Origin of the sequence: Halomonas aestuarii (assembly GCF_001886615.1) — a bacterium.
GTDB lineage: Bacteria > Pseudomonadota > Gammaproteobacteria > Pseudomonadales > Halomonadaceae > Halomonas > Halomonas aestuarii.
This window is the reverse complement of the sequence record NZ_CP018139.1, coordinates 18,811-39,067: the sequence shown is the minus strand read 5'-3', so window position 1 is coordinate 39,067 and position 20,257 is coordinate 18,811. Positions and strand designations below refer to the sequence as shown.

Here is a 20,257-nt window from a genome sequence, read left to right as displayed (position 1 = left end):
CAGGTTCGGTGCCGATCGCTTTCTTGCTGAGGAGTCCGTCATGACCCGACCACTCGAGGGCGTGGTGGTGCTGGACCTGTCGCGGGTGCTGGCCGGACCCTGGTCCGGCCAGCTGCTGGCCGACCTGGGCGCCCGGGTGATCAAGGTCGAGCACCCCACCCGGGGCGACGACACCCGCGGCTGGGGCCCCCCCTGGCTGGATGGCGACCACGAGGCCGAGCGGGTGGCGGCCTACTACCTCTGCGCCAACCGCGGCAAGCAGTCGCTGGCCGTGGACATCGCCACCGAGGGCGGCCAGGCCCTGGTCAGGGAACTGGCCAAGGGCGCCGACATCCTGCTCGAGAACTTCAAGGTAGGCGGCCTGGCGAAGTACGGCCTCGATTACCCCCGCCTGAAGGAGCTCAACCCGCGGTTGATCGGCTGCTCGATCACCGGCTTCGGCCAGGACGGGCCCTATGCACATCGCGCCGGCTATGACTTCATGATCCAGGCCATGGGGGGGCTGATGAGCCTCTCCGGGGAGCCCGACGGCATGCCCATGAAGACCGGCGTGGCCATCACCGACGTGATGACCGGGCTCTACGCCACGGTCGGCGTGCTGGCCGCGCTGCAGGAGCGCGCGCGCACCGGAAGGGGGCGCCACATCGACGTGGCGCTGCTCGACGTCCAGGTCGCGACCCTCGCCAACCAGGCCCTCAATACGCTGGTCACCGGCACGTCGCCCGAGCGCCACGGCAATGCCCATCCCAACATCGTGCCCTACCAGGCCTTCGCCTGCGCCGATGGTCACCTGGTGCTCACCGTGGGCAACGACGCCCAGTTCGCCCGCCTCGCCGACCTGCTGGGGCATCCGGAGTGGGCCGAGGATCCCGCCTACGCCACCAACGCCGCCCGGGTCGGCAACCGTGAGGTGCTGGTGCCGATGATCCAGGCGCTGCTGATGGACCGGTCGCGGGACGAGTGGCTCGCCGAGCTGGAGGTGCGCGGCATCCCAGCGGGCCCCATCAATACCCTGACCGAGGTCTTCGACGACCCCCAGGTGCGCCATCGTGGCCTGCATCGGACCCTGGCGCACGGCCCGCGGGGAGTGCCCCAGGTGAGCAACCCGCTGCGCTTCGACGGCGAGTCCGCCACCAGCGAGATCGCGCCGCCCGCGCTCGGCCAGGACAGCGATGCGATCCTCGCCGAGATGGGTCTCACGGCGGACGATATCGCCCGGCTGAGGCGCCAGGGCGTGATCCGCTAGCGCGGCGAGAAGCGGCGCGTCAGCCCGGTCTCGGCGATCATCCGGGTGGAGATCTCCTCCACCGAGAAGCGGGTGGTGTCGATGTAGGGGATGTGCAGCTGGCGATAGAGTCCCTCGGCCTGTTCGACCTCCTGGACGCACTGGTCCATGGAGCTGTAGCGGCTGTTGGGCCGGCGCTCGTGGCGGATCGCCGCCAGCCGACGAGGGTCGATGGTCAGGCCGAACAGCTTGTGGCGATGTGGCACGAGGGCCTTGGGCAGCTTCAGGGTGCCGTTCTCGTCCAGATCATCCTCGGTGAGCGGGTAGTTGGCGGCACGGATGCCGAACTGCAGCGCCAGGTAGAGCGAGGTCGGGGTCTTGCCGCAGCGCGATACCCCCACGAGGATGATGTCGGCCTTGTCATACTGGTGCGTGCGGGCGCCATCGTCGTTGTCCAGCGCGAAGTGCACCGAGTGGATACGGTCCATGTAGACGTCGTCGCGGCCGATGGAATGGGTGCGGCCGACGCTGTAGGAGGAGTGGGCCTCCAGTTCCTCCTCCAGGGGCTTGAGGAAGGTCGAGAAGATGTCGACCTTGAAGCCCGGCGCCTTGCGGATCACCTCGCGGATGCTCTCGTCGACGATGGTGTCGATGATGATCGGCTGCGCGCCGTCGCGTACCGCGGTGGCCTCGATGATCGCCACCAGGGTATTAGCCTTCTCGAGGGAGTCGATGTAGGGCTTGGTGAGCATGCGGATCTCGACGCTCTCGAACTGGGCCAGCAGGCTGCGCCCGAGGCCCTCGGCGGTGATGCCGGTTCCGTCGGAGATGAAGAAGGCAGTGCGCGTCATGGCGGGTCGCTGTCGTCCGGTCGGGTAGGGCACCCATTGTCGGCGCTGGTCGAGGCCGGGACAAGAGGCCGTCTTCCCGGCCCGGAAGGGGCCTGCCACGGAGCCCGCCACTACTCGCCACTACCCGCCACTACAGGAAACGGCCGGATCGCCCCGCTGTTGTAAAAATCCTCCAGTGACTTCGATGTTAGACTAATGGCGAATATGGAATCCCGCTGGTAGAGTCGCCACCATCCCATCATGCCCAGGTCTTTCGAGAGAGGCCCGTGAGTGAGTCCCTCACGCGAGGCCGCCGGTGTGATGCACAAGTCGACGATATTCTCGGAGGTCTCATGGACGATTACATTCAGTGGTTCGATCACCTGGGCATGGACGATGTCGAGCGGGTCGGGGGGAAGAATGCCTCCCTCGGTGAGATGATCTCCAACCTGGCCGGCGCGGGCGTCACCGTCCCCGGCGGCTTCGCCACCACGGCCCGTGCCTACCGGGAGTTCCTCTCCCACGAGGGCCTGAACGATCGCATCAACCAGGCACTCTCGACCCTGGATGTCGACGACGTCAATGAGCTGTCTCGGGTCGGGGCCCAGATCCGCCAGTGGGTCATCGACACGCCGCTGCCGCCGACCTTCGAGCAGTACCTGCGCGAGAGCTACGAGGCGCTGGCCGCCAAGCACCCCCACCTCAAGGTGGCGGTGCGCAGCTCGGCCACGGCCGAGGACCTGCCGGACGCTTCCTTCGCCGGCCAGCAGGAGACCTTCCTCAATATCGAGGGCTTCGACAACATCAAGCGCGCCGTGCACGAGGTCTTCGCCTCCCTGTTCAACGACCGCGCCATCTCCTACCGCGTGCACCGGGGCTATGCCCACGAGAACGTGGCGCTGTCGGCGGGCATCCAGAAGATGGTGCGTTCCGAGACCGGCGCCTCGGGCGTGATGTTCACCCTGGACACCGAGTCCGGCTACCGCGACGCGGTCTTCGTCACCGCCTCCTGGGGCCTGGGCGAGACGGTGGTGCAGGGGGCCGTGAACCCCGACGAGTTCTATGTGCACAAATCGACCCTGGCCGCGGGGCGCCCGGCGGTGCTGCGCCGCAACCTCGGCTCCAAGCTGATCAAGATGATCTACACCGACGACACCAGTGCCGGCAAGTCGGTGGAGACCGTGGACGTGCCGCTGGCCGACCGCGGACGCTTCTGCATCAACGACGAGCAGATCATGGACCTGGCGCGCCAGGCGATGACCATCGAGCAGCACTACGGCCGTCCCATGGACATCGAGTGGGCGCTGGATGGGGACGACGGCAGGCTCTATATCGTCCAGGCCCGCCCCGAGACGGTGGTCTCCCAGCAGGAGGGCGGCAAGCTCGAGCGCTTCCAGCTCAAGGAGAAGGGGCGCACCCTGGTGGCCGGCCGGGCCATCGGCCAGCGCATCGGCAGCGGGGCCGTGAAGGTGGTCTTCTCCCCGGACGACATGGAGAAGGTCCATCCCGGCGACGTGCTGGTCACCGACATGACCGACCCGGACTGGGAACCGATCATGAAGCGTGCCTCCGCCATCGTCACCAATCGGGGCGGCCGCACCTGCCACGCGGCGATCATCGCCCGCGAGCTGGGCATCCCGGCGGTGGTCGGCTGCGGCGATGCCACCGAGGTGCTGGCCGACGGCCGCGACGTCACCGTCTCCTGCGCCGAGGGCGACACAGGGCACGTCTACGAGGGGCTGCTGGACTTCGACCGCCGCGTGACGAGCGTCGATGCCATGCCCGAGATCCCCTTCAAGATCATGATGAACGTGGGCAACCCGGATCGCGCCTTCAGCTTCGCCAGCCTGCCCAATGCCGGGGTCGGCCTGGCGCGCCTCGAATTCATCATCAACCGCATGATCGGGGTGCACCCCAAGGCGCTGCTCGAGTACGACACCCTGCCCGCCGATCTGCAGCAGACCATCGACCTGCGCACCGCGGGCTACCCCGACCCGGTCGAGTTCTATGTCGAGAAGCTGGTCGAGGGAATCTCCACCCTGGCCGCGGCCTTCTATCCCAAGCGGGTCATCGTGCGCCTCTCGGACTTCAAGTCCAACGAGTACGAGAACCTGATCGGCGGCAAGCTCTACGAGCCGGGCGAGGAGAACCCCATGCTCGGGTTCCGCGGGGCGTCGCGCTATATCTCCGACTCCTTCCGCCCCTGCTTCGAGCTGGAGTGCCGGGCCCTCAAGCGGGTCCGCGAGGTTATGGGGCTGGACAACGTCGAGATCATGGTGCCCTTCGTGCGCACCCCCGAGGAGGGCCGCGAGGTGGTAGAGCTGATGGCCGCCAACGGCCTCACGCGCGGCGAGAAGGGGCTCAAGGTCATCATGATGTGCGAGCTGCCGGCCAACGCCCTGCTCGCCGACGAGTTCCTCGAGCATTTCGACGGCTTCTCCATCGGCTCCAACGACCTGACCCAGCTGACCCTGGGTCTGGACCGCGACTCGGGGATCGTCGCCCACCTCTTCGACGAGCGGAACCCGGCCGTCAAGAAGCTGCTGTCCATGGCTATCCAGGCCTGCCGCGCCCAGGGCAAGTACATCGGCATCTGCGGCCAGGGGCCCTCGGACCATCCGGACCTCGCCAAGTGGCTGATGGAGCAGGGCATCGATTCGGTGTCCCTCAACCCCGATGCCGTCCTCGAGACCTGGTTCATGCTGGCCGGCGAGACCCTGGGCTGACCTAGCCCCGACCTGCCGAGATCGACGACACCCGGGCTTGCCCGGGTGTCGTGCGTTATTGTGCACGGCTCTTGCAAGATGTGGGGCTAGACTGCTGGCAGGTTCCCCATCGAGGAGATTGTCATGAAGCGTATCCGTACCCTGCCTGCCCTGTTGATCGGCGCCGCATTGGGACTGATGGTCGGTTCCGCCCCCCTGCTGGCCCAGCCGGGCAATGGCCAGGGGGAGGGGCAGGAGCCCTGGAAGGCCTCCGGGAAGGGGCAGGGCAAGGAGCAGCGGGGCGGCGGTCAGGGCCAGGCCGGGCAGCGTTCGTCACAGGGCCAGCGCGGCCAGGAACAGGAGGACGCCGACCGCTATCGCGAGGAGTCCCGTGAACGGGAGCGCCGTGAGGTGCGAGAGCGCGAGCGTGAGGACTATCGTGACCGTGAGCGGGACCGTGACCGCGAGGACTATCGTGACCGTGAGCGGGATCGTGAGGACTACCGGGATCGGGAACGCCATCGCGACGAGGCCGGGCGCCTGAGGATCGACGAGCGCGAGATCCGCGAGATCTTCCGCAGCCGCCGAGAGTACCTCCGGCATGACGACCGCGACAGCCTGCCGCCCGGCATCCGCATGAACCTGGAGCGCGGCAAGCCCCTGCCGCCGGGGATTGCCCGGAACTTCGACGAGCGCGTGCGCCGGGATCTGCCGACCTACGACGGCTACGAATGGCGCCGGGTGGGCACCGATGCCGTGCTGGTCGACCTCACCGACGAGATCATCCATGAGGTGATTCACGACATCCTGCGCTGAGGGCTTCCACGCTCATCCGGGAAGCGGTCCTCGGCCCGGCGTCCTCCGGGAACGCCGGAGGCACGTCGGGCCACCCTGTTTCATACTGACGAGGGCGTCGGGGAGGCGAGGGGACGTCGACAGGCGATGACAGGGACCGGGCGGTCGCAGCGAGTCGGTAGCACGAGTCGGTAGGAAAAGGAGAAGGACCATGGTGGAACCCCTTGGGGTGGCGCAGGTGTACCGGAGCTGTCCGGTCGACGCCTTCGATTTCGAGGTCACCAGCGAACTGGAGTCGCTGGACCTTCTGACCGGGCATGAGCGGGCCCGGGATGCGCTGAGCTTCGGTACCGCGATACGCAGCGACGGCTTCAACCTCTACGTGCTGGGGCAGCCCGGGCACGACCGACAGAGCCTGGTGGGGCGCTTCCTCTCGGACAAGGCCCGCGGTGGCTCGACGCCCGGCGACTGGTGCTATCGCTACAACTTCGATGACCCGTCCGTGCCGCTGGCCCTCTCCCTGCCGGCGGGCATGGGGCGGACGCTGCGCTCGGACCTCGAGTCCCTGGCCGAGGAATTGCGCAGCGCGATCCCCGCCGTCTTCGAGAGCGAGGAGTACCAGAATCGCCTCCATGAGCTGAAGCAGGCCATGGGCGAGCGGCAGCGCGATGCCGTCGAGGCCGTGCGTCGCGAGGCCCGGGAGCATGGCATCCTGCTGCTCTCCACCCCCAACGGCTTCACCTTCACGCCGGCCGATGGCGACAAGATGATGGCCCCGGAAGCCTTCGAGAAGCTGCCCCCCGAGGAGCGCGAGCGCATCGAGCACAAGGTCGAGGAGCTCCAGCGCCAGCTGACCCAGGCGATCCGGCAGATGCCGCGCCTTGCCAAGCAGCTTCGCCAGCAGGCCAACGAGCTCAATGCGGAGATGCTCGAGTCGGCCATCGGGTCGCCGCTGGATGAACTCAAGGAGCGCTACGCCGACCAGGCGGCGGTCATCACCCACCTCGACGCGATCCGTGAGGCGATCCTCTTCAATTCCGACTCCTTCATCGACGAGGACGCCGATATTCCGGCGGAGGCGGTGTTCAGCCGGTTCCAGATCAACCTGATGGTCGACAACGCCGAGGCCGAGGGGGCGCCGGTGGTCCACCAGGACCTGCCCACCCACCAGCATCTGGTGGGACGCATCGAGCACCATGTCCAGAACGGCACCCTGCTCACCGACTTCCTGCTGATCCGCCCCGGGGCCCTGCATCGGGCCAACGGCGGCTACCTGGTACTGGACGTGCGCGGCGTGCTGACCCAGCCGGGGGCCTGGGAGACCCTCAAGCGGGTGCTGCGGGCCGGCGAGATCCGCACCGAGTCCCTCGAGCAGGCCTACGGGCTGATCAGCACCGTGACCCTGGAGCCGGAGCCGATCCCGCTGGACGTCAAGATCGTGCTGCTCGGCGACCGGCTGCTCTATTACCTGCTCTGCGAGCATGACCCGGAGTTCCTGGAGCTGTTCAAGGTGCAGGCCGATCTCGAGGACGAGCTGGATCGCGACGCCGAGCATGAGGCCTTCTATGCCCGCATGGTGGCCACCCTGGCCCGGGAGGCGGCACTTCGCCCCCTGGATCGCGACGGGGTGGCCGCAGTGATCGAGCGGGCCAGCCGCCTGGCCGACGACCAGCACAAGCTGACGGCGCGCCACCGCGACCTCCACGACCTGCTGCTGGAAGCCGACCACTGGGCCGGCCAGGAGGAGGCCCGGGTGATCGGCCGGCGGCATGTCGAGAAGGCCGTGAGGCAGCAGCTGCGTCGGGCGGGGCGCATCCGCGAGCGCAGTCACGAGATGATCACCCGCGGCACCCTGATGGTCGCGACCGAGGGGCGCCAGGTGGGGCAGGTCAACGGCCTCTCTGTGATGCAGTTGGGGGAGTTCGTCTTCGGGCAGCCCTCGCGCATCACCGCCACGGCGCGTCCCGGCAACGGCCAGGTGGTCGACATCGAGCGCGAGGCGCGCATGGGCGGGCGGATCCACTCCAAGGCGGTGATGATCCTCTCCCGCTACCTGGCCGGCCGCTACGCTGCCCAGGAGCCGCTGTCGCTCTCCGCCAGCCTGGCCTTCGAGCAGTCCTACGGGGGCGTCGAGGGCGACAGTGCCTCCGTGGCGGAGGTCTGCGCCCTCGTCTCGGCCATCGCGGAGGTGGCGCTCGACCAGGCCTTCGCCGTGACCGGCTCCATCGACCAGCACGGCAGGGTCCAGGCGGTGGGCGGCGTGAACGAGAAGGTCGAGGGCTTCTTTGATGTCTGCCGGGCGCGCGGCGAACTCTCTGGCCAGGCGGTGATCCTGCCGGCGACCAACGTGGAGCACCTGATGCTGAAGACCGAGGTCCGCGACGCCATCGAGCAGGGGCAGTTCCGGGTCTTCGCGATCTCCCGGGTGGACGAGGCGCTGTCGCTGCTGACCGGCCTGCCCATCGGCGAGCCCGATGCCGAGGGACGCCTGCCCGAGGGCAGTCTCGATGCCCGGGTGACCGAGCGGCTGGCGCAGTTCCGCGAGGTGGTGAAGCACTCCCGTCAGGAGGAGCGGGGCCTGGAGGAGAAAGTGGGGAAGGAGGATGACGATGAGCGCTGACGAGGTCCGGCCGCCCTCTGGTGAGGCGGTGGGCAAGGCGGTCACCGCGGTGCGTGTGCTGGCCCTGCTCGACGCCTCCCGCCACAGCCTGGCGGCGCTCGCCGCCGCGGTGGATCTGGCGGTCGAGCGGCATGCCGAGCTGGTGGCGCTGTTCGTCGAGGACCAGGACCTGCTGGGCAGTGCCGGCTTTCCCTTCTCCCGGGAGATCGGGGCGGTCTCCGGGCGGGTGCGCCAGCTCTCCCGGGATGACCTCGAGGCCGGCCTGGCGCGTCAGGCCCGTCGGGCGACCGAGGCGCTGGATGCCGCCGTGGCCGGGCGGGGCCTTCGACACGAGCTGAGGATCCGTCGCGGGCGGGTGGTCAGCGAGGCGCTGGCCCTGGCCGGCCCGGGGGACGTGCTGGTGCTGGGCAAGGCCGGGCTCTCCGGGCACTGGGGGGTGCGCCTGGGCTCCACCAGCCGCGCCCTGGTCCTGGAGGCGCCCTGCACGGTGATCATCTGGGACGAGCGGCTGCCCCTGGCCCGCGGTCCCCTGCGCACCCTGGGCACGCCGACCCCGGGCCATGAGGATCTCTCGGCGATTCCCCAGGCCCTGACCCGCCTGTTCGACGGCGAGGAGGTCCTGCAGGCGAGCGATGCCCGTGAGCTGGAGCGCCAGCTCTCCCGGGCCACCAGCGGCGCCCTGCTGCTGCACCGCCCCTGGCTCGCCCGACTGGCCGGCCAGGACCCCGACCTGCTGGCCCGGCTGCCGATTCCCGTCATCGTCGTCCCCTGAGGTCGGCCTTGCCGGGGCCCAGGGGGCTTCCTCACGAGTGACGCCCACAGGGCCGCGCGAATTTGGCAAGATAGCGCCTCTGTTGATGCGACGAGGGAATCTTACCGGATGGCATACTTGCTGGTGATGGGTGGCCTGGCGCTGTCCGTCTTCTTCTCCCTGGGCTGGGTCCTGGTCAGCGTGGCGCGCTGGGCGGGGCGCCGCCTGCCGGGTGGGCGGGGCGCGTCGCCCCGGCAGAAGGCGCGCCGTGCGCCGAACCGGCCGAAGGCCGCGGCGAAGTCCGCGCCAAAGGCCTCCGCCAAGGCGACCCCCAAGGCCGCCAAGGAGAGCAGCCGGGCCACCAAGGCCAAACCCAAGGCCCCGTCGGAGCCCTGGCGACTGACCCGCTGGCTGGCCCGACGGCGTTCGTCGCTGCCGCTGGGGCTGCTGGCCCTGCTGCTCTACGGCGGGAGCCGTCTGGCCGAATATGGCATGGCCTTCCGGCCTCACGAGGCCCCCGGCGAATTCCACCGCCTGGTCAGTTCGCTGGGCTGGGCGTCTGCCGTCCTGCTGACCGTGGCCGCCGTGAACCTGCTGGCCGCCTGGCGCTGTCGCGAGTGACGGTGCCATTGCCGGGGCGCGAGACGGCGTGGCGGGTAGCCTCCGATGCTCGCCGAGGTTAGCCCCGCAACCAGTTGCGCAGCTTGACCAGCAGCAGGGCGCCGTCCCCCAGGCGCCGACGCTCGGCGATCAGGCCGGCCAGCATGGCCGGACGGTCGGTGATGATGCCATCCACCCCCAGGTCGATCAGCCGGGACATGGCGGTGCGCTCGTTGAGGGTCCAGGCGAGGAGCCTATAGCCGTAGTGCCCGGCGAGGCGGATCTCCCTCTGGTCGATGCGGTTGTGGCGTAGCGCCAGGGCATCGAAGCCGTGGCGTTCCAGGCTGCCCGACAGCACCAGCTGGGCGAGCAGGGCGGTGTGAAGGCGGGGTTCGCGCAGCGAGGCCTCGCGCAGCAGCCAGGGCGACCGGGTGGCCACGCGCATCTCGCTCATGAGGTCGGGGTCGCCGCATGCCAGGGCGGTCACCCGATCCTCGGCGCGATCCCGGCAGGCCAGACGGTACGCCCGTTCCCGTTCCAGCTCGCCGAGCACCGCCTCGACCAGGTCCAGTTCCCGGCCGGGGTCGGGCTTGAGCTCGATCAGCAGCCAGGCCCGCCCCCGCACCGTGGCCAGCGCCTCCTCCAGCCCCGGAATCCGCTCGCCGATGAAGGGGTCGCCGAACCAGCTTCCGACATCGAAGGCGTCGAGAGACGCCCGCGGCAGTTCTCCGACCCGCCGGTCGTCGCCTGCCAGTCGCCGGAGGCTCTCGTCGTGGTAGAGCACGACCCGGTCGTCGGCCGTGAGGCGGACGTCGATCTCGATGCCGTCGGCCCCGTCCCGCATGGCCTGGTCCAGCGCCGCCAGGGTGTTCTCCGGGGCCTTCAGCGAGCTGCCGCGGTGGGCGATGATCTGGACCTCGTCGCGGATCTCGAAGCGATGGACGATCAGCCAGGCCTGGCCGATGGCGAAGAGCACCACCGCGAGCTCCACGGCCCAGGCCAGCCGGCTAGGGTGGGTGCCGGGCGGCGGGGGCTCCGGCCGCGGCTCGCGGTGAGCCAGCCGCAGGTAGAGGCAGGTGGCCTGCAGGGCATTGGCGGCGATGCCGCCGAAGGTGATGGCCAGGGCGATGAGCAGGTAGGCGGTGAGGTAGGCGAGCATGGCCGGGATCAGCACCGCGTTGCGCTCGGGCAGCCACCACAGCAGCGGCGTGACGGCCCGGTCGAACAGGGCCGTGGCCAGCAGGGGCAGGCCGATGATGCCGAGCAGCAGCAGCAGGACCGCGGCGGCGATGTGGCGTCCCTGTCCCCGGGTCAACCGCACGCTCCGGCGCAGTGCCGCCGTCGGGGGGAGGGCCTCCAGGGTCAGCACCGTCAGCGCCAGGTGCCAGCGCACATAGAGGCTGCCCGCCAGCAGTGCCCAGGCCAGCACGGGCACCAGGGCGCTGGCGAGGAAGGCCCAGAGGGCCGGGGGACGCACGCTCTGCACGAAGTAGGGGTCCAGGTCCCCGAGGAAGTGGTCGTGCAGCCCGCCCAGGGCGAAGGCCAGGGGGGCCAGCAGCAGCAGCTGGGCGCCGACCTGGACCACGACGAGGCCGGTGATGGAGGGCAGCCGGCGCAGCGTGGCCCAGAGGGCCTCGAAGGCCAGGCGGACATGGTTGCCACGAGGCCGCACCGCGACCAGGATCATGCCGGACTGCTGCAGGTAGAGCACCAGGAACGTCAGGCCGACGGCGGCCAGCAGCCACAGCAGACCCCCCGGACTCATCAGCAGCGCGATCAGCTCGCCGTTGGTGATCACCGGTCGGCCGAACTGGCCGATCAGGCTCGACAGCGTCCAGCCCACGGCCGGCAGCAGCAGGCTCGAGGCCAGCAGGGTGAAGAAGAGGTGATAGGCAATCAGCGGGCGCAGGTGCTCGCGCAGGGTGCGCAGCACGTCGCCGCTCAGTCGTGACAGGGCCAGCATGGGCACGCGCGAGTGGAGACGATGGCCTCAGGGTGACATCGCGCGTCCCTCCTGGGCAAGGGAGCGGGCGCTCCGCCGGCCCCGGGCCGGTCACGGTCCCCCGAACGGATCAGCGCTCGAGGTCCAGCTGCTCGTCGGCGACCAGGATGCCGTTGTTGTCGGCATAGAGCCACTGGCCCGGCGAGAGGGTGACTCCCGCGAAGCTGACCGGGATGTCGCGGATGCCCTCGCCGCGCTTCTCGCTCTTGCGGGGGTGGGCCCCGAGGGCCTGGATGCCGAGCTCGGTCTCGGCCAGGACGTCGACGTCACGCACGCAGCCGTACATCACCACGCCGGCCCAGCCGTGGCCCGCCGCCTGCTCGGCGAGCATGTCGCCCAGCATGGCGCAGCGGGTGGACCCGCCGGCATCGACCACCAGCACGGCGCCGTCGCCGGGCTCGGCCACCGCCTGCTTGACCATGGAGTTGTCCTCGAAGCACTTGACGGTGCGGATCGGGCCGCAGAAGGCCTCCAGGCCCCCGAAGTTGACGAAGAGGGGCTCGAGCACCTGTACCTCGGGATAGGCGTCGCAGAGATCCGGGGTGATGATATGGCTCACGGTCGTGGCTCCTGAGAGAGGGGATGACCCCGATGATGCCACGGTCGGGTCAGAACGGAAGGCCCCTTTGGTGGCAGACGCCATCGGCGGCCGGGTCGCAGGCAAAAAAAAGCGCCCCGTGAGGGGCGCTTCGGTCATCGGCTACGGCCACCGCGAACGGTGGCCTTCGATGTTGCGAGCATCGGAGTCGACAGTCAGGGTATCAGGCTTCCTGGGCGACCGGAATCACGTTGGACGCCGCGTTCTGATACTCCTCGATCTCGTGGAAGTTCATGTAGCGATAGATCTCGCCGGCCATGGCATCGAACTCGCCCATGTAGCGACGGTACTCGTCGACGCTCGGCAGGCGACCCTCCACCGCGGCCACGGCCGCGAGCTCGGCGGACGCCAGGTAGACGTTGGCGCCGTCGCCCAGGCGGTTGGGGAAGTTGCGGGTCGAGGTGGAGACCACGGTGCTCTTGGAGGCCACGCGGGCCTGGTTGCCCATGCACAGCGAGCAGCCCGGCATTTCCATGCGGGCACCGGCGCGACCGTAGATGCCGTAGTAGCCTTCCTCGGTCAGCTGGTGCTGGTCCATCTTGGTCGGCGGCGCCAGCCACAGCCGGGTCTTCAGGCTGCCGGCGGGCTGCTTCTCGAGCAGCTTGCCCGCGGCTCGGAAGTGGCCGATGTTGGTCATGCACGAGCCGATGAAGACCTCGTCGATCTTCTCGCCGGCGACCTCGGAGAGCAGGCGGGCGTCGTCCGGGTCGTTCGGGGCGCACAGGACCGGCTCCTTGAGCTCCTCGAGATCGATCTCGATGACCTCGGCGTACTCGGCGTCCTTGTCGGCGCGCATCAGGCTCGGGTTGGCCAGCCACTCCTCCATGCCCTGGATGCGACGCTCGATGGTCCGGCGGTCGCCGTAGCCGTTGGCGATCATCCACTTGAGCAGGGTGATGTTGGACTTCAGGTACTCCGTGACGGAGTCATCGCCCAGGGTGATGGTGCAGCCCGCGGCGGAGCGCTCGGCGGAGGCGTCGGAGAGCTCGAAGGCCTGCTCGACGGTGAGGTCCTCGAGGCCCTCGATCTCCAGCACGCGGCCGGAGAAGGCGTTCTTCTTGCCGGACTTCTCGACGGTCAGAAGGCCCTGCTGGATGGCGTAGTAGGGGATGGCGTGGACCAGGTCACGCAGGGTGACGCCGGGCTGACGCTTGCCCTTGAAGCGCACCAGCACCGACTCCGGCATGTCCAGCGGCATCACGCCGGTGGCCGCGGCGAAGGCCACCAGGCCCGAGCCTGCCGGGAAGGAGATGCCCAGCGGGAAGCGGGTGTGGGAGTCGCCGCCGGTGCCCACGGTGTCGGGCAGCAGCATGCGGTTGAGCCAGCTGTGGATGATGCCGTCGCCGGGACGCAGGGAGACGCCGCCGCGGTTCATGATGAAGTCGGGCAGGGTGTGGTGGGTGTCCACGTCCACCGGCTTCGGATAGGCCGCGGTGTGGCAGAAGGACTGCATCACCAGGTCCGCCTGGAAGCCGAGGCAGGCCAGGTCCTTGAGCTCGTCGCGGGTCATCGGCCCGGTGGTGTCCTGGGAGCCCACGGTGGTCATCTTCGGCTCGCAGTACATGCCGGGGCGCACGCCTTCCAAGCCGCAGGCCTTGCCGACCATCTTCTGGGCCAGGGTGAAGCCCTTGCCGGTGTCGGCGGGCTGCTCGGGCAGGCGGAAGACGTCGGAGGGGGCCAGCCCCAGGGATTCGCGTGCCTTGGTGGTTAGGCCGCGGCCGATGATCAGCGGGATGCGGCCGCCGGCACGCACCTCGTCGAGGATCAGCTGGGTCTTGAGCTCGAAGGTGGTGACCACCTCGTCGGTGCCGTGCTTGCACACCTTGCCCTCATAGGGGTAGATGTCGATCACGTCGCCCATCTCGAGCTTCTCGACGTCCATCTCCACGGGCAGGGCGCCGGAATCTTCCATGGTGTTGAAGAAGATCGGGGCGATCTTGCCGCCGAAGCAGAAACCGCCGGCGCGCTTGTTCGGCACGTTGGGGATGTCGTCACCGAAGAACCACAGCACGGAGTTGGTCGCGGACTTGCGCGAGGAGCCGGTGCCGACCACGTCGCCCACGTAGGCGACCGGGAAGCCCTTGGCCTTCACTTCCTCGATCTGCTTGAGCGGGCCGGTGGTGCCGGGGACTTCCGGCTCGATGCCGTCGCGCTCGTTCTTGAGCATGGCGTTGGCATGCAGCGGGATGTCCGGCCGTGACCAGGCATCCGGGGCCGGGGAGAGGTCGTCGGTGTTGGTCTCGCCCGGCACCTTGAAGACGGTGAGGGTGATCTTCTCGTCGAGGGCCGGCTTGGACAGGAACCACTCGGCGTCTGCCCAGGACTGAATAACGTCCTTGGCCACGGCATTGCCTGCCTTTGCGCGCTCTTCCACGTCATGGAAGGCGTCAAACATCAGCAGGGTGTGCTTGAGCTGCTCGCCGACTTCCTTGGCCAGGTCGGCATCGTCCAGCAGCTCGACCAGGGAGACGATGTTGTAGCCCCCCTGCATGGTGCCCAGCAGCTTCACCGCGTGGATCCGGTCGATCAGCGGTGACTCGGCCTCGCCCTTGGCGATGGCAGTGAGGAAGCCGGCCTTGACGTAGGCCGCCTCGTCGACACCGGGCGGAACGCGATTGGTGAGCAGGTCGAGGATGAACTCCTCCTCGCCGGCGGGGGGCGTCTTCAGCAGTTCGACCAGTGCGGCGACCTGCTCGGCGTTCAGCGGCTTCGGCGGTACGCCCTCGGCGGCGCGCTCTTCGACATGTTGGCGATAGGCTTCAAGCACGTTGGGGCCCTCATCGGTGGTGGTGGCCGAAGCCGGCAATTCCTGTCGAGGGATCGACGAACGGCACGCTTCGGCACGGAAACAAGTCTGGCAGACCCTTCCGGTATGACCAGGGTGTCAGCGGTGCCGCGATTCTAGAGGAAACTGTCGACAATGTTAAGGTGAGGCCCGTGGTTGGGGCCTTGAACTTTGGTCTGCGGCCTCTTCGGGATGCCATCCGGCCGCTCTCCGCGTTACCATGACGTTATATCAACGCACCTGACCGTCAACGGGAGTGGACATGGGAGAGCGCATCATCTCCCCCTGCGTCGGCGTATGTTCGACCACCCTGGGGGATCGGGTCTGTCGCGGCTGCCAGCGCACCACCGACGAGATCCGTGATTGGCCGGCGTTTTCCGCCGACGAGCGCCGTCGTCGCCTGGAGGCGCTCGACCGGCTGCGCGCCGATGTTGCGGCCCGCTTCCTGGTGGTCGAGGACCCCGAGCGTCTCGAGGCCCAGTTGCGTCGTCACCGCATCCGCTTTCGCGACGCCCAGCCGGCGCTCTCCCGCGCCGTGGAGCTGTTGCGGGTGGGCCGCGGCCGTATCCGCGAGCTCTCGCGCTATGGCCTGAACGGTCGCGACAACCAGGACGCCGCCGTGCTGCACGCCCGTATCTCCCATGACCTGCTGGCCGCCGCCGCCCAGCGCCAGGTGCCGCCGCCCGTTTCCCCCGACCCGATGACCCCGACGCCATGACTTCCCTTTCCCCTACGCTCGACACGCCCGACCGCCAGGAGCTGCTGCCTGCCGAACTGATGGCGTTCCTGCCCTGTGCCACCCCGGATGCCTGGGTGGAGTGGGCCCTGGCCAACCCCGAGCTGCTGCTCATCGACCATGCCCAGTGCGAGAAGAAGGCGGCCTCCACGGCCATGAGCCTGCTCTATCGCTACGTGGACCAGCCGCTGCTGCTGACCAAGATGTCGCAGCTCGCACGGGAGGAGCTGCTGCACTTCGAGCAGGTCGTCAAGCTGATGGAGGCCCGCGGGATCGTCTACCGGCATATCAGCGCGTCCCGCTACGCCGAGGGCCTGCGCCGACACGTGCGGGGCGAGGAGCCCGGGCGCCTGGTCGATATCCTGATCATCGGGGCGCTGATCGAGGCACGCAGCTGCGAGCGTTTCGCACGGCTGATCCCGCATCTGGATGATGAGCTTGCCAAGTTCTATCGCAGTCTGGTTAAGTCGGAAGGTCGCCATTTCGAGGACTATCTGATGCTGGCGCGCCGCCTGGCCCCGGCGCCCATCGACGCGCGCATCGCCTTCTTCACCGATCGAGAGGCCGAGCTGGTCACCACGCCGGACACGGTCTTCCGTTTTCACAGCGGTGTGCCGGCCTGAGGCCATCACTTCCGCCACGCAGGAATGATCACCATGCGGAATGCTGCCGACGACGTACACGATAATGACCGGGACCACCTGGCACTCTTCGGCCACTTTTCACTGAACCTGGGCGATGACGTCCTGACCCAGTTCAGTTACGACAAGGTCAAGGCCTTGCTGGTCTACCTGCTGCTGCATGACCAGCCCGTCAACCGCGCCACCCTGGCCGAGCTGCTGTGGCCCGACCAGGGACTGTCGTCTGGGCGCACCAACCTGCGCCATGCCCTGCATTGCCTGCGCCAGTCGCTGGGCGCCGAGGCGGAGCGGGTGCTGTCGGTCTCTCGCCAGACCATCGCCTTCCGCCTCCCGGCGTCCTGGCGGTTCGACATGCATCGCCTGCAGGCCCTGCTCGACGGCCCGGGCGACGTGGAGACCCTCGAGGCCGTGCTGGCCTGCTACCGGGGCGATCTCGCCGAGGAGCTCCAGCTCTCCAGCTGTGCCGAGTACCAGCGCTGGCTGGTCCAGGTGCGCAACGAATGGCGCCAGCGGGTGATCCGGTTCGCCGAGGCCGTCCTGGAGGCCCAGGAGCCGGTGCCGGCCGACGTGCTGGAGTCGCTGGTCAGCCGCTTCTCCGGCTACGGCCCCTTCCATGAACGCCTGGTGCGCCAGCTGGCCGAGCAGGGCCAGCTGGCCGCCGCCCATGAGCAGTACAACGCCTACCTGCAGCTGCTGGCGCTCTCCGGCCAGCAGCCGGAGCCCGCCTTTCTGCAGCTGGCCCGCTACTGGTCCGACGTGCCGGCCGAGGGCCCGCCCCTGGGCCCCAGCGGCGCCTTCTCGCGGACCCTGGCCATGGACAGCGCACCCCTGCGCGAGGACGAGATCGAGCAGCGGCAGCTGTCGGTCATGGCCATTCGCCTGCGCCTCAAGGCCGACCTGTCGGCGCGCGCCGATGCCCGCGCCTGCCTGGCGCTGCAGGTCGAGCTGATGCGCTGGCTCGAGCAGCAGTGCCACCACCTGGGGGGCTTCTGGCTGCCCGGGGCGACCGGCGGCCTGGGGCTGGCCTGCTTCGGCACCCATGGTCCGGCGCACCAGCTGGCCGAGCTGGTCGCCCTCTACGAGCACTGTCGTCGCGTGCTGCCCGAGGAGTCCCTGCGCCATTGGACCGGCGAGGGCGAGCCGCCGCGCATCGAGCTGGCGGCGGGCCTGAACAGCGGACGGGTGGTCTACCTGCCGGAGCGCCACCTGGTCGACCCGCTGGGCCAGGTGACCCAGGGCTCCCTTGACCTGATGAGCGCCGCCGGGGGCAGCGAGCTGGTCATCTCCCAGGACGCCAGCCAGCACATGCCGCCCGCGCTGGACCTCCAGCCGCGTCTCTCCACGCGGCTGGTGGCGAGCGATGGCCGCGTGCGGCTGCGGGCACTTGTCCTCGGGGCGAATGAAGGCGGACGCGAGGCGCTGCCGCCGAGCCTGGTGGGGCGCGAGGGCTCGCTGCGCACGCTGCGCGACGCCCTGGCCCGCGCCGGCATCGGCCTGCGGCAGAGCGTGCTGGTGCGCGGCCCCTCGGGGCTCGGCAAGTCGGCCCTGCTGGTGGGCTTCCGCCAGCTCGAGCAGAGCCGCGAGGCGGCGATCTGCTGGCAGCCGACCACGCGGCTCTCCGTCCAGGAGCCCTATGGCGTGGCGCGCCAACTGCTGCGCTGGTACCTGGGCGGGCGCATCGACGAGGCCTCGGTGTCGCGCCTGCTGGACGATGACGAGGCCCTGGCACCCGGCTCGGACCCCCGGCTGCTGCTCGAGGAGGCCCTCGGGGTGCGCGAGCCGCGCGAGGTGGCGGTACTCGCCCAGAGCGGCGAGGCCGTGGAGCTGGTGGTGGGGCTGCTCCACCGCCTGATCGGCGAGCTGACCGCCGAACGCACCCTGGTGCTGATGATCGATGACCTGCAGTGGCTCGACGAGCCCTCCTTCAAAGTGCTGGCCGGGCTGCAGGCGCGCCTGCCGATCAACTGCCCCTTCCTGCTGGTGGCCAGCCACCACGGCCGCGAGGCCCTGCCGTCGCGGCTGCACTGGGACCAGCAGGTCAACCTGGGGCGGCTGGATGCCATGCAGTCCTCCCGGCTGCTCTCCCAGCTTGCGCGCCGCTACCGGATCCACCTCAGCCCGCGGCTGCGCGGCCAGATCATCGAGCGCTGCGACGGGGTGCCGCTCTACCTGCAGGAGATCTGCCGGCGGGTGGACATGGATCGCCGGGAGGGGCGCAGCGTCCAGCTGGACGAGCTGCCCCGCGGCCTGCTGGGACTGCTGGCGAGCCGCATCGACCAGCTCGACACCGACCGCGAGGTGGCTCACGTGGCGGCGGTGCTGGGACGCCGCTTCCGCCTCGACTTCCTCTCCGAGTGCAGCGGCTGGGAGATGAGTCGCCTCTCCACGGCGCTGGAGCACATGCGCCGACTGGAGATCATCGAACCGGCCGAGGGCGACCAGGCCGAGCGCGAATACCAGTTCACCCACCAGCTGCTCCAGGAGGCGGCCTACCTGGCCTGTCCGCGGGACGTGCGGGTGAACATCCATCGCCAGGTGGTCAGCCTGATCGAGGAACACTTCCCCATGTGGATCAGTCGCCATCCCGGCGACTTCGCCACCCACCTCCGGCGCAGCGGCCACTATGCCCGCGGCGCCCGCTACTTCGAGCTGGCCGCCCGGGAGGCCCTCAAGGTCAGCGCCAACCGCACGGCGCTGAAGATGGCCGATTTCGGCCTGGCCAGCCTGCGCCACGTCGAGTCCCAGGTCGAGCGCGAGATCAGCCTGCTCACCGTGCGGGGCCAGGCGGCCTTCGCCCTGGAGGGCCACGGCTCCCCCACGGCCCATGAGAGCTTCGTGCGCGCCCGGGAGCTGCTGGCCCGGGAAGAGGTCGACCTGGACGACGAGAACGACCTGGAGCAGGCCTTCCTGGTGCAATGGGGGCTCTGGGTCGGTTGCAGCCAGCGTCATGCCCACGCCGATGCCTTCTCGCTCGCCTCGCGGCTGGCCGGCCTGGCTGACCGCCTGGAGGACCCCCGCTACCGTCGCCTGGCCGACTTCGCCCGGGCCAGCTGCGAGTACTGGGCCGGGCGCATCTCCCAGGCCTACGACCATCTCGAGGAGATCGATCCGCTCAACGTCCCGATGATGATCGAGTGGCTGCCGTTCTCGGATCACCCCCAGGTGGCCGCGGCGTGCTTCCAGGGCTGGGCCCTCTGCCTGCGCGGCGACTACCAGAGGGCGGAGCGGCAGGTGGAATCGGCCATCCGCCTGGCCGAGCGAATCAACCACCCGGGCAGCCTGGCCATGGCGCTGATGTACGCCGCGGCCCTCTATCGCCAGCTGGGCCATGTGCACCTGGCTACCATGCGGGCGGAACGGGCCTTCGAGCTGACCGGCACGCCGGACCTGCATCTGTGGCAGGTGTCCTCGCGCTGCGTGCTGGGCTGGCAGCGGGCCCTGGCGGGCGACCGCGACGGCCTCGTCCAGATCGAGGCGGCCCAGGAGGAGCTGGCCGAGGTCACCGGACGCGATCCCTACCAGCGCCCGAGCCTCTGGTACGTGGATGCCTGCGTGGCCCTGGGCGAGCTCTCACGGGCGGAGGACTACATCGACCAGTGCCTGATGATCGCCCGGGAGCGCACCACCCTGTTCGTGTCGGAGCTGGCGCTCCACCTGGCGAGGATCCGTCATCGCCTGGGGCACCCCCACGAGGAGGTCAGGAGCCTGACCGAGCAGGCCCTGGTGCAGGCCCGGGAAGACGGCAACCTGCACCAGCAGCTCTCCGCCCTGGAGCTCTGGCTGACCCTGGTCGATCCCCAGGACGAGGCGGCCCAGGCGGAGTTCCGGGGCCTGCTGGGCGTGGTGAGCCACGGCGATGCCCCGGCGCTGATGCGCTGGCGCGGCCTGCTCGACCGCCGCCTGCCCCACGCCGAGGATCTCTCCTCCTGACGCACTGACTCATGACGCACGGACGCGATGCCCGCAGAC

Annotated in this window: 13 protein-coding genes; 9 read left to right on the top strand and 4 right to left on the bottom strand. The window is 69.3% G+C overall.

The features are described 5' to 3' along the window. Positions 1-40: 40 nt before the first annotated feature. Positions 41-1,246, top strand: a complete 1,206-nt coding sequence (locus BOX17_RS00160) for a CaiB/BaiF CoA transferase family protein (protein WP_071941492.1) — start codon at positions 41-43, stop codon at positions 1,244-1,246. Here the strand turns inward: BOX17_RS00160 and ppsR are convergent. Beyond that, a complete protein-coding gene (gene ppsR / locus BOX17_RS00155) occupies positions 1,243-2,076 on the bottom strand; it encodes a posphoenolpyruvate synthetase regulatory kinase/phosphorylase PpsR (protein WP_071941491.1) in 834 nt (277 codons plus the stop codon). The two genes, BOX17_RS00160 and ppsR, sit on opposite strands and share 4 nt — an antisense overlap. Before the next feature lie 332 nt (positions 2,077-2,408). Here ppsR and ppsA point away from each other — a divergent pair, with 332 nt between their 5' ends. The 5 genes from ppsA to BOX17_RS00130 all read left to right on the top strand — a co-directional run bounded on the left by ppsA (position 2,409) and on the right by BOX17_RS00130 (position 9,547). After that, complete coding sequence (ppsA, locus tag BOX17_RS00150; RefSeq protein ID WP_071941490.1) at positions 2,409-4,781, top strand: phosphoenolpyruvate synthase; 2,373 nt, start codon at positions 2,409-2,411, stop codon at positions 4,779-4,781. A 123-nt stretch (positions 4,782-4,904) separates the two neighbouring features. Continuing rightward, a complete protein-coding gene (locus BOX17_RS17020) occupies positions 4,905-5,576 on the top strand; it encodes an anti-virulence regulator CigR family protein (RefSeq protein WP_071941489.1) in 672 nt (223 codons plus the stop codon). Positions 5,577-5,766: 190 nt separating this feature from the next. Then, positions 5,767-8,175 (top strand): ATP-binding protein, encoded by a 2,409-nt coding sequence (locus tag BOX17_RS00140; RefSeq protein ID WP_071941488.1) that lies wholly within the window; start codon positions 5,767-5,769, stop codon positions 8,173-8,175. Continuing rightward, entirely contained in the window at positions 8,165-8,947 is a 783-nt protein-coding gene (locus BOX17_RS00135; protein WP_071941487.1) for a universal stress protein, read from the top strand. The genes BOX17_RS00140 and BOX17_RS00135 overlap by 11 nt, the downstream gene beginning before the upstream one ends. Before the next feature lie 108 nt (positions 8,948-9,055). After that, entirely contained in the window at positions 9,056-9,547 is a 492-nt protein-coding gene (locus BOX17_RS00130; protein WP_071941486.1) for a hypothetical protein, read from the top strand. 58 nt (positions 9,548-9,605) lie between these two features. Here the strand turns inward: BOX17_RS00130 and BOX17_RS00125 are convergent, their stop codons facing one another. From BOX17_RS00125 to acnB, 3 genes are all read right to left on the bottom strand, one after another. Beyond that, positions 9,606-11,489 (bottom strand): glycerophosphodiester phosphodiesterase family protein, encoded by a 1,884-nt coding sequence (locus BOX17_RS00125; protein ID WP_083582020.1) that lies wholly within the window; start codon positions 11,487-11,489, stop codon positions 9,606-9,608. A gap of 109 nt (positions 11,490-11,598) precedes the next feature. Then, the gene (gene rraA / locus BOX17_RS00120; protein WP_071941484.1) at positions 11,599-12,087 is read right to left on the bottom strand and encodes a ribonuclease E activity regulator RraA; all 489 of its coding nucleotides are present in this window, start codon (positions 12,085-12,087) and stop codon (positions 11,599-11,601) included. Between the two features lie 202 nt (positions 12,088-12,289). After that, positions 12,290-14,893, bottom strand: a complete 2,604-nt coding sequence (acnB, locus tag BOX17_RS00115) for a bifunctional aconitate hydratase 2/2-methylisocitrate dehydratase (protein ID WP_071946502.1) — start codon at positions 14,891-14,893, stop codon at positions 12,290-12,292. Between the two features lie 280 nt (positions 14,894-15,173). Between acnB and BOX17_RS00110 the strand changes: the two genes are divergently transcribed. From BOX17_RS00110 to BOX17_RS00100, 3 genes are read left to right on the top strand one after another with little or no spacing between them, the layout of a single operon-like run. After that, on the top strand, positions 15,174-15,629 hold the full coding sequence (locus BOX17_RS00110; protein WP_071941483.1) for a DUF1289 domain-containing protein: 456 nt from the start codon (positions 15,174-15,176) through the stop codon (positions 15,627-15,629). Then, entirely contained in the window at positions 15,626-16,270 is a 645-nt protein-coding gene (locus BOX17_RS00105) for a MiaE family protein (RefSeq protein ID WP_071941482.1), read from the top strand. The genes BOX17_RS00110 and BOX17_RS00105 overlap by 4 nt, the downstream gene beginning before the upstream one ends. 33 nt (positions 16,271-16,303) lie before the next feature. Next, entirely contained in the window at positions 16,304-20,218 is a 3,915-nt protein-coding gene (locus tag BOX17_RS00100) for an ATP-binding protein (RefSeq protein WP_071941481.1), read from the top strand. The last annotated feature ends 39 nt before the right edge of the window (positions 20,219-20,257 follow it).

Bases quoted from the DNA above. Each gene is read 5' to 3' on its own strand.
- BOX17_RS00160 (WP_071941492.1), top strand. From the start codon at position 41: ATGACCCGACCACTCGAGGGCGTGGTGGTGCTGGACCTGTCGCGGGTG.
- ppsR (WP_071941491.1), bottom strand. From the start codon at position 2,076: ATGACGCGCACTGCCTTCTTCATCTCCGACGGAACCGGCATCACCGCC.
- ppsA (WP_071941490.1), top strand. From the start codon at position 2,409: ATGGACGATTACATTCAGTGGTTCGATCACCTGGGCATGGACGATGTC.
- BOX17_RS17020 (WP_071941489.1), top strand. From the start codon at position 4,905: ATGAAGCGTATCCGTACCCTGCCTGCCCTGTTGATCGGCGCCGCATTG.
- BOX17_RS00140 (WP_071941488.1), top strand. From the start codon at position 5,767: ATGGTGGAACCCCTTGGGGTGGCGCAGGTGTACCGGAGCTGTCCGGTC.
- BOX17_RS00135 (WP_071941487.1), top strand. From the start codon at position 8,165: ATGAGCGCTGACGAGGTCCGGCCGCCCTCTGGTGAGGCGGTGGGCAAG.
- BOX17_RS00130 (WP_071941486.1), top strand. From the start codon at position 9,056: ATGGCATACTTGCTGGTGATGGGTGGCCTGGCGCTGTCCGTCTTCTTC.
- BOX17_RS00125 (WP_083582020.1), bottom strand. From the start codon at position 11,489: ATGCTGGCCCTGTCACGACTGAGCGGCGACGTGCTGCGCACCCTGCGC.
- BOX17_RS00110 (WP_071941483.1), top strand. From the start codon at position 15,174: ATGGGAGAGCGCATCATCTCCCCCTGCGTCGGCGTATGTTCGACCACC.
- BOX17_RS00105 (WP_071941482.1), top strand. From the start codon at position 15,626: ATGACTTCCCTTTCCCCTACGCTCGACACGCCCGACCGCCAGGAGCTG.
- BOX17_RS00100 (WP_071941481.1), top strand. From the start codon at position 16,304: ATGCGGAATGCTGCCGACGACGTACACGATAATGACCGGGACCACCTG.